This is a genomic window from Chryseobacterium sp. II3a, assembly GCF_057815135.1.
Genome location: NZ_JBYPZJ010000007.1, coordinates 142,245 through 159,300, shown reverse-complemented (window position 1 = coordinate 159,300; position 17,056 = coordinate 142,245). Strand labels below are relative to the sequence as shown.

15 protein-coding genes are annotated in these 17,056 nt (G+C 36.2%); 5 read left to right on the top strand and 10 right to left on the bottom strand.

The genetic code is table 11. The annotated features are described in order from the left end of the window. Nucleotides 1-7 precede the first annotated feature (7 nt). Together AC3HD6_RS17095 and AC3HD6_RS17090 are read left to right on the top strand one after the other, a co-directional pair. Entirely contained in the window at nucleotides 8-1,387 is a 1,380-nt protein-coding gene (locus tag AC3HD6_RS17095; protein ID WP_488897426.1) for an MFS transporter, read from the top strand. A gap of 28 nt (nucleotides 1,388-1,415) precedes the next feature. Then, nucleotides 1,416-1,805 carry a hypothetical protein gene (locus AC3HD6_RS17090; protein ID WP_488897425.1) on the top strand — a complete coding sequence of 130 codons (390 nt, stop codon included), beginning with the start codon at nucleotides 1,416-1,418 and terminating at the stop codon, nucleotides 1,803-1,805. 50 nt (nucleotides 1,806-1,855) lie between these two features. On the opposite strand, the gene AC3HD6_RS17085 is transcribed toward AC3HD6_RS17090, so the two are convergent. Further along, on the bottom strand, nucleotides 1,856-3,013 hold the full coding sequence (locus tag AC3HD6_RS17085) for an MFS transporter (RefSeq protein ID WP_488897424.1): 1,158 nt from the start codon (nucleotides 3,011-3,013) through the stop codon (nucleotides 1,856-1,858). A gap of 274 nt (nucleotides 3,014-3,287) precedes the next feature. On the opposite strand from AC3HD6_RS17085, the gene AC3HD6_RS17080 reads away from it, so the two are divergent. Both AC3HD6_RS17080 and AC3HD6_RS17075 read left to right on the top strand, forming a co-directional pair. Next, complete coding sequence (locus AC3HD6_RS17080) at nucleotides 3,288-3,917, top strand: hypothetical protein (RefSeq protein ID WP_488897423.1); 630 nt, start codon at nucleotides 3,288-3,290, stop codon at nucleotides 3,915-3,917. An 88-nt stretch (nucleotides 3,918-4,005) separates the two neighbouring features. After that, nucleotides 4,006-4,623: a GNAT family N-acetyltransferase gene (locus AC3HD6_RS17075; protein WP_488897422.1), complete on the top strand. Its 618-nt coding sequence runs from the start codon at nucleotides 4,006-4,008 to the stop codon at nucleotides 4,621-4,623. Between the two features lie 84 nt (nucleotides 4,624-4,707). Here AC3HD6_RS17075 and AC3HD6_RS17070 read toward each other — a convergent pair whose 3' ends face one another. The 3 genes from AC3HD6_RS17070 to AC3HD6_RS17060 form a co-directional block, all read right to left on the bottom strand. Beyond that, nucleotides 4,708-5,715, bottom strand: a complete 1,008-nt coding sequence (locus tag AC3HD6_RS17070) for a T9SS type A sorting domain-containing protein (protein WP_488897421.1) — start codon at nucleotides 5,713-5,715, stop codon at nucleotides 4,708-4,710. Between the two features lie 155 nt (nucleotides 5,716-5,870). Beyond that, nucleotides 5,871-6,785 (bottom strand): helix-turn-helix domain-containing protein, encoded by a 915-nt coding sequence (locus tag AC3HD6_RS17065; RefSeq protein WP_488897420.1) that lies wholly within the window; start codon nucleotides 6,783-6,785, stop codon nucleotides 5,871-5,873. Nucleotides 6,786-6,836: 51 nt separating this feature from the next. After that, on the bottom strand, nucleotides 6,837-7,634 hold the full coding sequence (locus AC3HD6_RS17060; protein ID WP_488897419.1) for an SDR family oxidoreductase: 798 nt from the start codon (nucleotides 7,632-7,634) through the stop codon (nucleotides 6,837-6,839). A 213-nt stretch (nucleotides 7,635-7,847) separates the two neighbouring features. Here AC3HD6_RS17060 and AC3HD6_RS17055 point away from each other — a divergent pair, with 213 nt between their 5' ends. Further along, the gene (locus AC3HD6_RS17055) at nucleotides 7,848-11,186 is read left to right on the top strand and encodes a DEAD/DEAH box helicase (protein WP_488897418.1); all 3,339 of its coding nucleotides are present in this window, start codon (nucleotides 7,848-7,850) and stop codon (nucleotides 11,184-11,186) included. A 162-nt stretch (nucleotides 11,187-11,348) separates the two neighbouring features. Here the strand turns inward: AC3HD6_RS17055 and AC3HD6_RS17050 are convergent, their stop codons facing one another. From AC3HD6_RS17050 to AC3HD6_RS17025, 6 genes are all read right to left on the bottom strand, one after another. Continuing rightward, entirely contained in the window at nucleotides 11,349-12,653 is a 1,305-nt protein-coding gene (locus AC3HD6_RS17050; protein WP_488897417.1) for a T9SS type A sorting domain-containing protein, read from the bottom strand. A gap of 315 nt (nucleotides 12,654-12,968) precedes the next feature. Continuing rightward, nucleotides 12,969-14,144: an acetyl-CoA C-acyltransferase gene (locus AC3HD6_RS17045; protein ID WP_488897416.1), complete on the bottom strand. Its 1,176-nt coding sequence runs from the start codon at nucleotides 14,142-14,144 to the stop codon at nucleotides 12,969-12,971. Nucleotides 14,145-14,301: 157 nt separating this feature from the next. After that, a complete protein-coding gene (locus tag AC3HD6_RS17040) occupies nucleotides 14,302-14,802 on the bottom strand; it encodes an endonuclease V (RefSeq protein ID WP_488897415.1) in 501 nt (166 codons plus the stop codon). A gap of 116 nt (nucleotides 14,803-14,918) precedes the next feature. Beyond that, on the bottom strand, nucleotides 14,919-15,281 hold the full coding sequence (locus tag AC3HD6_RS17035; RefSeq protein ID WP_488897414.1) for a VOC family protein: 363 nt from the start codon (nucleotides 15,279-15,281) through the stop codon (nucleotides 14,919-14,921). A 1-nt stretch (nucleotide 15,282) separates the two neighbouring features. Further along, complete coding sequence (locus AC3HD6_RS17030) at nucleotides 15,283-15,726, bottom strand: GNAT family N-acetyltransferase (protein WP_488897413.1); 444 nt, start codon at nucleotides 15,724-15,726, stop codon at nucleotides 15,283-15,285. A 132-nt stretch (nucleotides 15,727-15,858) separates the two neighbouring features. Further along, nucleotides 15,859-16,899 carry a M28 family metallopeptidase gene (locus tag AC3HD6_RS17025; RefSeq protein WP_488897412.1) on the bottom strand — a complete coding sequence of 347 codons (1,041 nt, stop codon included), beginning with the start codon at nucleotides 16,897-16,899 and terminating at the stop codon, nucleotides 15,859-15,861. Nucleotides 16,900-17,056 lie beyond the last annotated feature (157 nt).

Genomic DNA, 17,056 nt, shown 5'->3' with positions numbered 1-17,056 from the left:
AAAAAATATGAACACGTATCCGAAACGATGGCAGGCCCTCAATTTTCTGATTGCCGGAGCCTTTCTTTCACCCCTGGATTATTTTATTGTGAATATGGCTTTACCTTCTATAAAAAATGCTTTCAAAGCCAGTGACCACCAGTTACAAATGGTTATAGCTATTTATGGCCTTACCTATGGAGCCTTAGTAGTATGTGGCGGCAGGCTGGGTGATCTCTATGGGCGAAAGAAAATTTTCACATTGGGATTATATATTTTTTTATTATCTTCTCTGGCCTGTGCTTTTTCTCCTACCGTTACATGGCTTATTATAGCAAGATTATTCCAGGGAGTTGGGGCTTCGTTGCTTGCTCCACAGGTTTTGGCTTCTATAAAAGTATTATTCAGCAGCCAGGAACAGCCAAAGGCAGTAAGTCTTTTCAGTTCAGTATTTGGCTTAGCTTCTGTCGTAGGCCAATTACTTGGTGGGTTCCTTCTCAGCATGCATTGGGAATATTTTTCATGGGAACTGGTGTTTCTTGTGAATGTTCCTGTCACGATCATTTGTATTGCCGGAATTCATTTTACAATGGACAACAGCCACAAAGAATCTGACTCTGGAATTGACTTTAAAGGTTCATTATTACTGATTCTCGCTTTGCTTATGCTGATATGTCCACTTATTTTCGGGCAAAAATACCAATGGGCGTGGTGGATATTTGCAGTGATGCTATCAGGGGTATCTCTATTAATTATTTTCCTTAGATACGAAATGTATCTGTTAAAAAACAACCATCCGATACTTATAGATCCTACACTCCTTCAATACAAACCTTTTGCATTGAGCCTTGTCATTCTCTTTTTTTACAATTTCACCTCAGGTCTGTTCATTTGTTATCCTTATTACCTCCAGGAGTTTCTTCATCAGAGTTCCATACAGACTGGACTCGCTATTGTCCCTTACGGAATTGCTTTTTTCCTGGGACCATTGATAGTATCTAAAATAAAACGATCTTCCCATACCCTGATTTATATTGGTCTAGGATTATTAATGGGAGGTTTTATCCTCAGTGCATTGTGTTTTTATTTCCAGCAAAAGCCTTCTTTCATCACAAATATTACTTTGTTTATAGCAGGTTTAGGACATGGTACTATTATGCCGGTGATGATGCGGACAGCTATTACTTTTACCAGCAAAGAAAAGGCTGGCCAGGCTTCAGGCCTGATAAGTATCGGAATACAGGTAGGAAGCGTAACTGGAGGCGCCGTAATTGGAACCTTATTTTTTAATCTGATTGAAATACTAGGTTTTCCAAAGGCCTTTGCGATATCCATCTTTATGATTGGAGCCGTTCAGGTAATTGGGATATTAATCAGCAGCAGATTACGTCAATATAGTAACACCTAATTTTTATCAATAATAAATTTTAAATCTCATGAATAACAAAGAAAAAATCACTAAAGAATTACAAGATTTCTGCGAAAATATCGAAAAATGGTTTCAGGGGAATGAGCATGACGAGGATGCTTTATCCAGAAAGATCCTTTCCGGATTCTCTCCTGAATTCAATATGATTAATGGAGACGGAAACCCTATTAGCTTACACCTATTTTCAGAATGGCTTCCTACCGTTTTTGGAAAATTCCCGGATCGTAGTGTACAGATCGAAAATGTAGAAATTCATTGCTCTGAGTACCATGGCCTGGCTACTTATACGGAAATTCAGATTACAGAAGGGGTAATAAACCAACGAAAGGGTTCAGCTGTTTTCTTTTTTAATGAAGAGAAAGCTTTATGGTTTCATCTTGTAGAAACCTGGATATAAAAAGTAAGCGGACTGTTTTTCAACGGTCCGCTTTATTTTAACAAGGATTATTAATCCTTTCGGAATACCTTCATTTTTCCAGCCATCATACTCAATAGAATTCCAAAGCAGGCAAAAAGTCCGAAAGAATATCTTAAATCAAAACTTTCTGCGATATATCCAATCAAAGGAGGGCCAATCAGAAAGCCTAAGAATGAAATACTGGAAACGAATGACAACGCTATACTGGGAGCTACCGTATTTACTTTCCCAATGGTACTGTATACTGATGGTACACTTAAAGAAGCTCCAAGCCCGATGATCATAAAGGCAATAATACAAATCCATAACTCAGGAAAGAAAACACTCAGGAAAAGACCGAAACTCATCAGGATTCCACAGAACTGTAATACGGTTCTTTTTCCCAGTCTTTCAATGATCCTGTTTCCTATAAACCTTCCTAAAGTCATCATTAAGATAAAACTTGTATACCCCAATATCACAAGACTTTTCGGTGCCTTTACAATCGTTTGAAAATACACTCCACTCCAGTCAAACATAGCTCCTTCAATCGCCATACTTAGAAATCCAATGATTCCTAATCCTACCAATGTTGGATTTACATATTTAAAAATAGATTGCGTTTGTGGCTGAACTTTATGAATAATGTTGGTAAGGTTGCTCCTGCTATACATCCATATCAGAGTGACGAGAATGAAAGTCAGCACAAAGTGATGAAAAGTTTCTATATGTAGATTAATCGTAAGCATTCCTACAAGCGCTCCTATCAATCCTGCAAAACACCAGGCTCCATGATAAGAAGATAAAAGTGTTCTTTTGGTGATAGATTCTATTTCAATAGCCTGTGTATTGACCGCAATATTGCACAGATTTCCTGTTACTCCAAAGAAAAACAGAACAGCCGCTAAAATCCAGTAAGATGGAGAAAGTCCTATCAGTAAAAGAAAGCCCGGATATAGCAAAAAACAGCTTTTAATAATCGTACTGCTTCCATATCTGCTGATTAATTTCCCGGATAACATCATGGTAGAAAGCTGGCCTATCGGCATCAGAAGCAAAAGAGTTCCAAGCTGTGCCTCATTGATAGAAAGGGCATCTTTAATAATGGGAATCCGGCTGGCCCATGACGAGAAAACAAGCCCGTGGGCAAAGAAAAGTAAAAAACAGGCTGTAGGCATTTTTGCATTGAATGATTCTCTATCGTGCATTAAAACTGTGTTTGATTAAAATTTCCGTTTGCGAAGTTAGCAACACTTAATGAATAAAATACATTTCATTTTTGATATTTTATATTCCATTTTAAACAAGGCTTTTAAAAAGACAAATTAACTACTGACATTTGATCAACTGAATAAAATTGACAAGTTATCAACCATTATTTTCGATTCCTCTTAAATAAAAATTTGTGTATTCTCGGTCATTCAAACGAAACCCCTCGATTATTTTGTAATTTAGGCCCATCAAAAAAGAAACCGAAAACAAATGATGCCAAGGAAGCCATTATTATTATCAGCAGCATGTCTGTTATTAATCTATTGCAAAAAGGAAGAAGTATCTAAGCCTTCTATTATTCAGGATACCGTCAACCGAAAGAATACAGTATCCGCAACACCCAAACTTCAAGATCATTCTGCCATTGAAACTGTAAAATCATTTATGATCTGGTACAGAGACAATGAGGATAATCTCTCCCGTTTCAATACCATAAAAGGCGGACCTCAGGAAAATGGTTCGGCAACAGATTATGCCATAGACTTTGACCAGGTAGATCAAGAAATTTCTTTTTTGAAAAGCAATACATTTTTATCTGAAAAGTTTCTGGCCGCTTACAAACAAAATTATGTGGAAGGTGATGAATACTTCAAAAAGAATCCTGCTAATGACGGTCCTCCACATGGTTTCGACTATGATTATTTTTTCAAAACTCAGGATGATTATCAATCGGATTTAAGGGATATTAAAGCTGTAAAATTCACTGTAAGGCAAACCAGCCCTCAGCTATCTTATGTACAATTTCATCTGAAAAACTCAGGGATGACTTATCAATATATTCTTAGCAAGAATAAAAACCATCAATGGCAAATTGATTCCATTGAAAACATCAGCAAATAAATTTAATTCACATAAAACTAAAAATACGCTTGATTTAATACAACAATATCTTATTTTTGATTAAATTAGCTATTCCAAAAAATATTATATGAAGGAGAAATGGATATCCCATCCAACTATTTTAGAAGGAAAAAATGTAGAGCTCATCCCTTTGGAAAAAGAGCATTTTGAAGAACTCTATTCCGCAGCAGCAGATAAAGACCTCTGGACATTGATCCCTACTGATGGTTCTGATCAAACAATATTTTATCAAAACTACGAACTTGCCCTATCAGAAAGAGAAGCAGAAAGGCAATATCCTTTCGTCGTAAGGCATAAGAAAACTCAGAAACTGATAGGTTCCACAAGGTTTTTTGAAATATATCCATCTGATAAAAAATTAGAAATCGGCTGGACCTGGATCACAAAAGAATTTTGGGGAACATCTGTCAATCTGGAATGCAAACTCCTTCTGCTCAGCTACTGTTTTGATGTATTAAAAACCAATCGTGTACAACTGAAAACTAAAGATAACAACTTCAGATCAAGAAAAGCGATTGAAAAAATAGGTGGCGTATTTGAAGGAATCTTACGAAAAGACAAAATTCAGAATGACGGGACCACAAGAAATGCGGCCTATTACAGTATCCTTGATGATGAATGGCAAAATGCAAAACTTAAAATTGAAACCTTAATCAAAGAAAAAGAAGCCTCTACCCTGAGCTAAAACCAATTTTCTGAGAAGCAGTATGATAAAATAAAAAAACGGACGTAAAATCAAGTATTTTACGTCCGTTTTTTCAATAGTCATTTACTTTTTAATAATCTTCTTTGAAATTATGGTCCCATTCTTCAATTCTCCCTGAAGGATATAAACTCCTTTTGGAAGTTTTGAAATGTCAATATTTCTTGAAGTACCTTCTGTGATAACGGCTTTACCTTCCAAAGAGCTTACTATAATCTTTTTAAGATCCTCTTTTGAAGTTATTGCAATAAAATCTGAGCTTGGGTTAGGATAGACAGAGATCGTCGCTTTTTTGCTATCCAAATCAACAGTCGATAATACTGTGCTATCAAGATAAGATACCGTTTTTGAAACATTAGTAACTCCATTAAACACAAATGTATTGATAGCAAAACTAAACACCATACCATCAGTCTGGCTTACCCACTGATAAGATTCATTGGTATAAGTGGCCGTATTAGGTGTAGGTGAACTGGCAATAGTTTGTGTTGCAGTTCTCATTCTTTTTATTCTCAATACATTAGAATAAGTTCCTTTAGGAGTAGTGATCGTACCGTAGCCATCTACAGTAACACTCACCTGCCCTGTTTCATTGGTATTTCCTATGGCAGCAGAAATACTGTTAAACTCATATGTATCATCAAACTGTTGAAGATACGTAATTGGAAACTTATACTCAATCAAAGGATTAACGTAGGTCACTGTAACATCTCCCAATGCAGGTCCTGAATAAGATCCCAACATGGTCGCTTCAACATCTGTCATGGAATTAAAATCGTGAGTGTCAATATTAGCCATCGAAGTAATCCTGTTAGCACCAGGAAATCTAAAACAATTGGCCTGTCCGGGACATTCTTTAGCAGTATAAGAAACAGGATTAGTTCCTGTATATGCTGAAAAATTCCATGTAATATTTGCTCCTGCAGAACCTGCAGTAATAGACGTTCCACTTACATCCTCGGATTTTAGATTAATCACAGTATTCAGACGGTCAACCCCAGCTCTTGTTATGGATGGCTGTGCATAGGACATTATCCCTAAAAGAAGGAATAAAACAAAGTTTAAATTTTTCATATTATGCTGATTTTAAGATTAGTTAAATACTATATTTCACAACATAAAGATAAATAACAAATTCCTTTTGGCAATCATTTATCTATTTAAAACTTTATTTCTTCTACGAATGACACAAAGAGAATGCCCAGCAGAAATAGCTGGGCATTTTTATACTAATTAAATAGCTGTCTGTAACCTAATGGGGTTTGATCTGTTTTCTTTTTAAATAATTTATTAAAAGATTGTGGATGCTCAAATCCTAGCGCATAAGCAACTTCCGATACAGAGAAATTAGTAGCTGTAAGATATTCTTTTGCCTTTTCAATCAACTTCTCATGAATATGCTGCTGCGCATTCTGTCCTGTCAGATTTCTCAGCATATCACTGAGGTAATGAGGTGACAGATTGAGCTCTGAAGCCAGGAAGTCCACTGTAGGAAGACCGGCTGTCAATGTTTTCTGATCATTAAAATAGTTCTCCAGCACTTTTTCCATGGTAGTCAACAGGTCACTATTCACAGCCTTTCTTGTGATGAACTGTCTTTTATAAAAACGATTGCTATAATTGAGCAGAACTTCAGTATAGGAAATAATCACATCCTGGCTTACTTCATCAATCGCAGTATTCAATTCATTTTTAATACTGTTCAAAAGTCCTTGCATGATCGTCTTTTCCTGATCAGACAAATGAAGAGCCTCATTTGTATCGTAAGAAAAGAACCCCAGTTTTTTTATATTTTGGGCCAAAGGATAATTTCTGATAAAATCCGGGTGTATCAAAAGTGTATAGCCGCAATATTCTGCATTCTCTTCAGGAGAAAGTATCTGTCCGGGAGCTGTAAACATCATTCCTCCTTCATTAAAGTCATAATATCCTTGTCCATATCCCATTTTCCCGTTTGTAGAATATTTATAAGAAATTTTATAGAAATTGAACATAAAACTTCTTCCTGCCCAATCCTCTTTAATGCTCATTTTTTCATTATCTATAAGACTTACCAGCGGATGAAGCGGCCCCGGAAGCTGCAACAAACTGTGTAACTCCGATATAGAGGAAATTTTTACTAAAGAATTTTCTTTCTTTTCCATATTATAAAGTTATGATTTTTTCATGAAGCTCCGTGTACAACTGACAGACCATTAAATAAACCGACTGCCTAATTGTTCTCTAAATACTTCAGCTCCTAATTTCTGACGTTCTGCATACAAAGCTTTTGCATCCTCACCTGCTACATATCTTAATTGTTTTTTATTATCTGTAGCGGCTTCATAAACTACTTCAGCAATCTGTTCCGGTGTAGAAGCGGCTTCCATCATTCCTTCCATACCAGAATACAGAGAATTAATCATCTCTTCGTAAGCAGGACTTGATGCAGAATCAAGAGAACGGCTTATAAAATCCGTTTTTATTCCTCCGGGAGAAACCGTTTTAATATCTATTCCAAACTTATTCAATTCAAAAGCCATACTTTCGCTCCAGCCCTCTAACGCCCATTTTGTAGCATGATAAATAGAATTCAGAGGAAAGGCCATTAATCCTCCAATAGATGTTGTAGAAATAAACATTCCTTTCTTTTTCTCTCTAAAATAAGCAGTGAATGCCTGAGTAACCCGGATAGTACCCAATAAATTTGTATTCAGCTGTCTCACAATCTGATCATCATTCAAAGCTTCCAAAGGTCCTAGAAGACCATACCCTGCATTGTTAAAAACCACATCTACACCCCCCAATTCAAGTGATTGTTTAACAACAGCCTGAATTTGTTCAGGATTCGTCACATCCAATGGAAGCACTGTTACGTTATCCAAAGCAGTAAGATCTGAAGCCGCTTCAGGATTTCTCATGGTAGCAATTACCTTCCATCCTTTCTGTTGAAATAATTGTGCAGTTGCTTTACCTAATCCTGTAGAAGCTCCTGTTATAAAAATTGTTTTCATTTTTTCTTGTTTAAAATTACAGGACAAAGGTCAGAATCAGAAAAAAGATAAGAGTTGCCAAAACGGACTAAGCTGTAGCCAAAATGGATATCATTAATTTAGAAATCACAGACATTGTTAATCTCTTACATTGAAAATATTTTATAAGGTGTGAAAGCCTCAATCACTCTTTCATTTTATCATTTTTTTGTAAGTTTGCTCTGATCAATTTTTATGGCAGAATATATTCTTGAAAACATCAATATCAGTACACTTTCCGTATACGACCTGCTAAAGCATACCGCAGAAAGTTCGTTTGTGGGAATCACTGATTTTTATGAAATATATCCTGTTACCATTGAAAATAATATGGGAATCTTTACCAAAGAATCTTCACTACAGAATTTTCCCATAGTAACTATAAGCCGCATGCATAATTCATTGATTTGCAGTTGTACTTGCGACAATTCTAAGCCTCAGCTTTGTGCTCACCAGGCAGAAATCATCCATTGTATTCTGGAAGAAAAGAAATACCGGATTTTCTTTGATGATATTCTACGTAAAAAGACATTTTTATCTAAGGCCAAAAGTTATGGTTTAGAAAATGAACCGGATCTCGATCACTATTTTCAACTGGAATTGACAGAAGGGAAACTGGAAATTCTACCCAAGATCAAAGAAATGCTTCCTATGGATGAGCAGATGTTTCAGAGAGACCTTCTGCCTCAGGTTCTGTCTAAACTTGATGAACTGGCAGTACAAGAAACAGGAAAGAAACAAATACTGGTTATTGGTAAACACCGTTATTACAATCATCTGGTATTTTCTCTCATGGAAGCCGAAATTACACAAACCGGAAAGCTGAAAAATCCTGTTACTGCTGTAGATGTCATGCAATTGATTTGGAAAGCTGAAAAACCTCTGGATATAAAATTCTATACAGCTATTTCTTCTTTTCAAAACAATTACAATGATGAGTATAATGCTTCTGAAATGGAAGCTCTAAAACTTATTGTAAAGAATCCTCTAGAGCTTGATGTGTATTATCATGATCGTGAAATTGCTGAAACGATCTCTGCAAAATCTCTGACACAAGTTAAACTTAATACTTTAAATACGGATATACAACTATCTGTTTTTAAGAAAGATCCATTTTTCGAAATCACTGGAGAATTACTTTTAAATGACTTGCTGGTTTCTTTTAAAAATGTAATGTTAAGAAATGAGTATTTTATATATAACAATAACACATTCAGCCTCATAGACCATCCTGACCTGCTCAGGATCATCAAATTTTTCAAAGCTAACAATGAAATATTACTGATCCATTCTTCGAAATACGAGGATTTCATGAAGCAAATTCTATCTAACCTTGAAGAACGTATTCATATAAATTACAGATATATACAAACTGCAACGAAAGTACAGCTTGAAGAAAAGAATTTTCAGATAGAAAGAGTTATTTATCTCCGTCAGCAGGAAAATTATATTGGAATTACTCCTGTCATGAAATATGGTCAAGTAGAAGTTCCTGTATATTCCAGAAAGCAGATTTTCGATACCGACCAGAATGGAAACCCTTTCAAGATAGAAAGAAATGATGCCGCAGAAGCACGCTTTACTTCTTTGGTGATGCAAGAGCATCCTGACTTTGAAGAGCAGATGGATGGTTACCAGTATTTCTATCTTCACAGGGAAAAATTCCTTGATAACAATTGGTTCCTGAATGCTTTTGAAGTATGGCGAAATGAAGGCATTGTTATTTTAGGCTTTAGCGACCTGAAAAACAACAAGCTAAACCCTCACCGCGCCAAGATCAATATCCAGATTACGAGTGGACTGGATTGGTTTAATGCAAAATTAAAAGTAGGGTTTGGGCAAAAAGAAGCCACTTTGAAACAGCTTCACAGAGCCATTCGCAATAAAAGTAAATTCGTTCAGCTGGACGACGGCAGCCTGGGCATTCTCCCTGAAGAATGGATGGACAAAATTGCCGCTTATTTTCAAGCTGGTGAAATTGATGAAGAGCTATTAAAAATTCCGAAAATCAACTTTACTGAAGTCTCTTCTCTTTTTGAAAAAGAAGTGCTGAGTACAGAAGTTCAGAATGAGATCACCACTTATTCTACTCAGCTTATAACAAATAAAAAAATCCCCCAAGTCAATATTCCGGCTGAATTAAATGCTGAATTAAGAGATTATCAGCACGAAGGATTAAATTGGCTTAATTTTCTGGATGGTTTCAACTTCGGCGGATGCCTTGCTGATGATATGGGACTGGGAAAAACACTTCAGATCATTGCATTTATTCTTTCTCAAAGGGAAAACCGAGGGCATACTACAAATCTTGTAGTCGTTCCTACTTCTCTTCTTTTCAACTGGCAGGAAGAAATCAGCAAGTTTGCCCCTTCCATAAAGGTTTTAGTACATTATGGCCCGGATCGGCAGAAAGTGACTACTCACTTTTCTGATTACGAAGTGGTGCTGACCAGCTACGGAATGCTGCTTTCTGATATCCGCTTCCTCAAGACCTTTAATTTCAATTATATTTTCCTTGATGAATCTCAGACCATCAAGAATCCTAATTCGGAAAGATATAAAGCCGCAAGACTTCTCCAGGCCAGAAACAGAATTGTTTTAACAGGTACTCCTATTGAAAACAGTACTTTTGATCTTTACAGCCAGCTTTCTTTTGCATGCCCCGGCTTATTGGGCAGCAAACAGTCTTTCAAAGACATCTATGCTATTCCTATTGATAAATTCGAGTACAATAAACGGGCTATGGAACTTCAGCAGAAGATAAAACCATTTATCCTTCGCAGAACGAAGAAACAAGTAGCCAAAGAACTTCCGGAGAAAACAGAAACGGTTATTTATTGCGAAATGAATGCTGAGCAGCGCAGGATCTATGATGCTTATGAAAAAGAGCTTCGTGAATTCATTGCGGCCAATGATGACGATGACCTTAATAAAAACAGTATGCACGTTCTTACCGGTCTTACAAGGCTCAGACAGATATGTAATTCTCCGGTACTGATAAAAGAAGGCTATTCCGGTGAACATGCTGTAAAAATAGAGATTCTGATGGAACAGATTCTTGGAAAATCAAAAGACCATAAGATCCTTGTATTCTCACAATTTGTTGGAATGCTGGATCTATTGAAGCCTGAACTGGAGCGTCATGGAATTCCTTTTGAATATCTCACCGGACAAACGAAGGAAAGAGGTAAAAAAGTAGCCAATTTTCAGGAAAATGAGGACATTCGTGTATTTTTAATTAGCTTAAAAGCTGGTGGTGTAGGCCTTAATCTTACCCAGGCCGATTATATTTATTTAATTGACCCATGGTGGAATCCTGCTGCTGAAAACCAAGCGATTGACCGAAGTTACCGTATCGGGCAGACTAAAAATGTGATTGCCGTACGTATGATCTGCTCCAATACAGTGGAAGAGAAAATCCTTACTCTGCAGAAAAAGAAAACACTATTGGCTCAAAACCTTCTTAAAACAGAAGGAACAAAATTTCAGGGGCTCTCAAAGCAGGATCTTCTGGATATTTTGGAGCAAAAATAAAGGATTAAATTATTTGATTAAACCAGTTTAAAATCATCGTGTTTTTCACTCAATTTTTTACCCCTACTACACATTTATTATCAGCGATATAAAACAAAACCGACAGATATAATCTGCCGGTAAAAAACAAAAATTGATATGGATATGATTAGATATGTGTTTTTACTTTTTAATTACTTTTTCGGTAATTATTTTTTTATCTTTCGTCTGGATTTTAATCAGGTAACTTCCCGGAACAAAGCTGTTCATATTCACAGTATCGGAATTTCCTTCTGAAAGCTTTTGTCCTGAAATGTTATACACTTCATATTTCTCCAATCTTTCTTTCATTTTGATCGTTACATTTCCGGAGGTTGGGTTGGGATACATTTTCAATTTAATAGATTTATCCTTAGAAACCTCTGTTGTAGAAAGACTTTCCGGCTGTATATTGATGGTATAATCTTCTGCCTGGCCAATAACCCAGCCTGAAAGACATGGTAGATTTTCCAGCGTTCCCATCCATGAACTGGATTCATAGGCTTTCACCAGCCTGAAACGTGTATTTCCCAGTAATGCATTAGCTGGAATAGTAATGGTTTCTGAAGTCACTCCTGATTCATGGCCGGAAACAGGATTTGAATTGTCCAGATATCCCAGATTAAACTTTTCATCAGCATCAAACTGATTATTATGGTTAAAGTCGATATAAGCATAGACAGAAACGGTTGTTTGTCCATGAGTTCCTCCGGTTACCGTAATCGGATATCCGTTTCCTCGACTGACATTAAAAACAGTACCTGTAAAATCTTCAATTACCAATGAATTTCCATCGATTGAACTTTCATTAGTAAGTCCTGCAAACTCCACCTTAGTTATTTCACTGACTGTAAGGCTTGTTATCCCTTCAGATCCACAATACGGAAAAGGAAAAGCAGATACCCCGCCCTGGATATTCACCATATAATCTTCAGTCTGTCCGGCTCTTAATCCCGAATCACAAGCGGAAGAAATGGAATTCGGAGCACTTGAATCCGAATACGCAGGGACATTTGTATTTTTAAGCACTCGCATTCTCTTACTGCCACTGGCCACATTAGCTGGAATTGTAATGGTATTATCAATAGTAAGGGCATTGGCCGGATTGGCAGCCTCCAACCTTCCTATATAAAAGCGCTCCCCTGCATCATCGAAGCTGCCATTTCCATTAAAATCGATATAAACCATTACATCACTGGGAAAAGTGCTTGATGGTCCTTTTATGGATATCGGATATGCATTTCCTGCCGCCACATCAGTTGACAATGAAGTAAAATCTTCGTATTCCTGTGTGGTGGATGAATTGGTAGATGAATTATTGTTGATACTTCCAAAAGTAACATTGCTTATCATATTACTTCCTGCCCCATACTGAAATGTAGGAGTACAATATTGAGCTTTGGCAAGTCCACATAATAGGATAACAGAAAGAGTAGTTATTTTTTTCATAGAATTCTTAATTTTTATGGATACAAATTTATATTTATTTAGAATCAATAAAAATAAGAACACAATGATTTTTATCAGTTTAAAGACATTTACCCATTATTAATTAATAAAAAAGGCAGTAGAATCTTTTTTTTAAACATATAATTATCAATAAGTTCAAGTCATTACTTAAATCGAAATAATGACTTGAACTTAGCTTATAAAAGTAGGCATGGCAAATTTAAAAACGAAAAATGCGCCTTAAAAGCAAAAGATATCAGACTTAAATTTTAAATTCAGCCTTTTAAATTACCTTTTTTCTATAAAATTATGTATTTAATTTAAATTTTCGATAAGGATCGCTGAAGCTCCTCCACCACCATTACAGATCGCTGCAATACCGTATCGACCTCCTTCCTGACGCAATACATTTACTAAGGTTGCCACAATCCTTGCTCCTGAAGCTCCAATTGGATGTCCCAATGCCACAGCCCCACCATACACATTTACTTTATCTAGATCATACCCAAGGATCTGCTGATTGGATAGAATTACAGAAGAATAGGCTTCATTGATTTCAAAGTAATCAATATCAGAAAGGCTAAGCCCTGCAATTTTCAGAACTTTTTGAATGGCAACCGATGGAGAGGTCGTAAACCACTCAGGAGATTGAGCGGCATCCGCATACGCTATAATTTTAGCCAATGGTTTAAGATTAAATTCTTGAAGAGCCTCTGAAGAGCCAATCAGGATTGCAGCAGCGCCATCATTCAGATTGCTTGAATTGGCGGCAGTGAGCATCCCATCATTTTCAAAAGCTGGTTTTAATAAAGATATTTTTTCAGGAATAAGTTTATCTATGTCCTCATCTCTATCCATCGTTACAGTTTCTTTTTTTCCTTCTATTGAGATGCAGAATAATTCTGCATTGAATTTGTTCCCAACTGCTGCTTCCTGAGCTCTTTTGTAAGACATTAGTGCATAATCATCCAATTGCTGCCTTGTTAAACCATATTTTTTTACTCCTAACTCAGCAGCACTTCCCATATGAAAATCGTGATACACATCCCACAGACCATCTTTAATCAGACCATCTGTAGAGATCGTATTGCCTAATTTCTGACCTTTTCGAAGATTTTGATAATGCGGTACATTACTCATACTTTCCATTCCCCCTGTCATAACAAGATGTTCTAATCCGAGCTGGATCTGCTGTGCCCCGATTATGGCGGCCTTCATTCCGGAGGCACATACTTTATTCACTGTAGCAGCATCTTTATCTACAGGAATGTTTGAAAAAATAGCCGCCTGTCTTGCCGGAGACTGTCCTACTCCTGCACTTAATACATTTCCCATGTATACACTGTCTATATTCTCCGGGGAAACCTCTACACTTTCATAAGCTTTCTGTATAGCCATAGCCCCTAGCTTAGGAGCAGTAAATCCTGACAAATTTCCCATAAATCCACCTATAGGTGTTCTTTTTGCTGCAATGATAAATGCTTCTTTCATAGTATTGATTATTTTAAAATATACCAATTGGTATATTTAAGATTAAAAAATAACCGCTTATATTTCAAAACGGATGTATATACAAATATAGCAAAATATACCTATCGGTATATTAATTATCAAAAAAACGTCCTGCTTAAAAAAGTAAGACTAACATTTATGCCCTGCTAAGCTGATCCAGTTTTTTAAATAAAGTAGGAATTCTGTAAGAACCATGCATCTGCTCTATATTGAGCTTAACCTGGTCTACATCAATTCCTTTTGCAGTCACAAAAAGAGGGGTCTTACTGTCACCGCGGAGTACACTTCTTCGTTGAGAATCTGGTGTCGTAAATTCATTTTTTGCAATTCCCACTATTGGATATTGCTCCTGTAAAGCTTCATAAAGGTATCCACCAAGACCAATTTTCCCTGCGTTATCAAGAGTAACATAGCCATCCACAATGATAATATCTCCTTGTTTTACCACAATCTTATTCAGTAAACTCAAAATACATGGCAATTCTCTTTTGTAAAAGGCTCCACTTTCATATTCTGAAGTAATGGGTGTCTGCTCTGTAAAGACTTCTAATTCCTGATCGGATGTCCAGTCTTCAAATGCAATACATACCGTATTGGCATAATCTTCATAATAATAAGTATCAAAAGCGTAAATCATTTTGTTCAAAATTAAACAGCCAAGATAAAGTATATATTGATTGTAAACAAAAGCCTATAGAACTAATTTGAATATAAATCTTTTCTCAAATGTTACCAATCGTTAAATATAAAGTCTTAAAAAAACTCTCCAAAATGCCATAAAATTCCTGATGGATCATGTACAAAACATTCTTTGCCCCAATCCATGGTTCTTACAGGAGTAAGTCTTACGTTTTCGTATTTATCTGTAAGTCTTAAGCTCAAAAGTTCTTTCCAGAATTCATCTGTATTGGCGACTTCCATAAAAATCATGGTATTATCAACCCAATCTTTAGCATAATAATCCTGAAGATAAAACCCTATTTTTTCTTTTTTAAACAATGAAAGTTTAGGTTCAAGAACAATTTCTTCAAATCCCAAATCTTTATAAAAGTTTCTGCTTATCTCAAAGTCCTGTGCACCGATAAAAGGTCTGATGGATCTCAATGGTGTTCTCATATTATTTATTTTTCCAGTTGTCATAGGTCATCTCAAACTTAATCTCATTTTTTCCATGCATTCCACTCTCCTGCCAGCCTGATTTTCGATAAAAAGTTTCTGCCCTTGTCTGAGGCGAGGTTCCAAGCCAGACCTTATCTTTTGTTTGTTCAAAATACCAATCAAGCATGATATCGTGGAGCTTTCTTCCAATTTTTTGATTTTCAAACTCAGGATGTACAAATAATGCCCAGATATTATTTTCTTGCAAATCAACAATCGAAAAGCCTACAATACGGCCATCTGCTTCACCTACCCATCCTTTTCCTCTCTCAAACATAAACAATTCACAATCTCTGTCTGTAACCAGAGCGGGATTTGATAAGGTATTCTCCTTCACTGAGTTTCTTACCAACTGAATTTGGTGAATATCTTCTAACCTGGCTTCACGGATGATTATATTCATAGATAAAATGGAGTATTAAATAAGACAAAGGTGCAAAAACACAGTTTTCAAATCATATAAGGAAGATTATCTCACTTTAAAAATTTGAATCTATGAAATCCTGCACCTCTGCATGTTAGTTTAAACCAGTTGTTATTTTTTATCTACCACAATTCTGTCTGCCCTGTTCGCAATATCCCATGCCGTAGTAAAAACAAGTTGGGTTCTTTTTTCCAAAAGCTTATAATCAATCTTTTCAGGATCATCTGTAGGTTTGTGATAATCTTCATGAATTCCGTCAAAGAAAAATGCTACCGGAACATTATTTTTGGCAAAGTTATAGTGATCCGAACGATAATATAGCTGTTGAGGATCATTAAGATCATCATATTTATAGTTCAGCTCCAAATTATTGGTCTTTCTGTTAGCTTCTTCATTAATTACCTTAAGTTGAGAGCTTAGCATATCAGAACCGATCACATAGACATACTGTTTTCCTCTGTTATCCAGATCATCACGTCCGATCATATCAATATTAAGATCCACAACAGTATTAGCGAGTGGAAAAACAGGATTATCCGTATAATATTCTGAACCAAATAAACCATGTTCTTCTCCGGTTACATGAAGAAACAGAACAGATCTTTTAGGACCGTTCCCAGCTTTTTTAGCTTCCTGAAAAGCTTTCGCCATCTCCATCACAGCAACAGTTCCACTTCCATCATCATCAGCACCATTGTATACGACCCCATTTTTGGTTCCTACATGGTCATAATGTGCAGAAACCACTACAATTTCCTCAGGTTTTTCACTTCCTTCTATAAAAGCCAGAATATTTTCTGAGTCTGGAAGATTACCACCGCCTCTTTTTTTCATAAAATCCGAAGGAACTTTCTGATAATAAGACCCTAGAGCTTTTGGATAAGAAATTCCTAAGTTTTTATAATAATTGACCATATACTCACCCGCTTTTTTCTGGCCTTTGCTCCCTGTATCTCTCCCTTCCATCTCGTCTGAGGCAATCACATACAGATTTTTCTTTAACTCATCGGCTTTAATCATTTTGTAAGCATTCATAAATGCTTTATCTGGTTTCTCAGCCGTGCGTTTTGTAGATGGGCCATCAGCAACTTGTGCTGTTCCGCAGCTCGTCGTCATAGCAAGGGCAATGAGCGGTATAAGTAGTTTTTTCATACAGAATAAATTTCTTAAAAATAATAATTTTTATTGAATTTAAAACACAGAAAAAAGAGTATGCAGAGGTATCATCAGCTTTTAGATACATATGAGTGATTATTCAAACTCATAAAGCACATAAAATATTGAAAAAACAACGATTAAAATTAACATA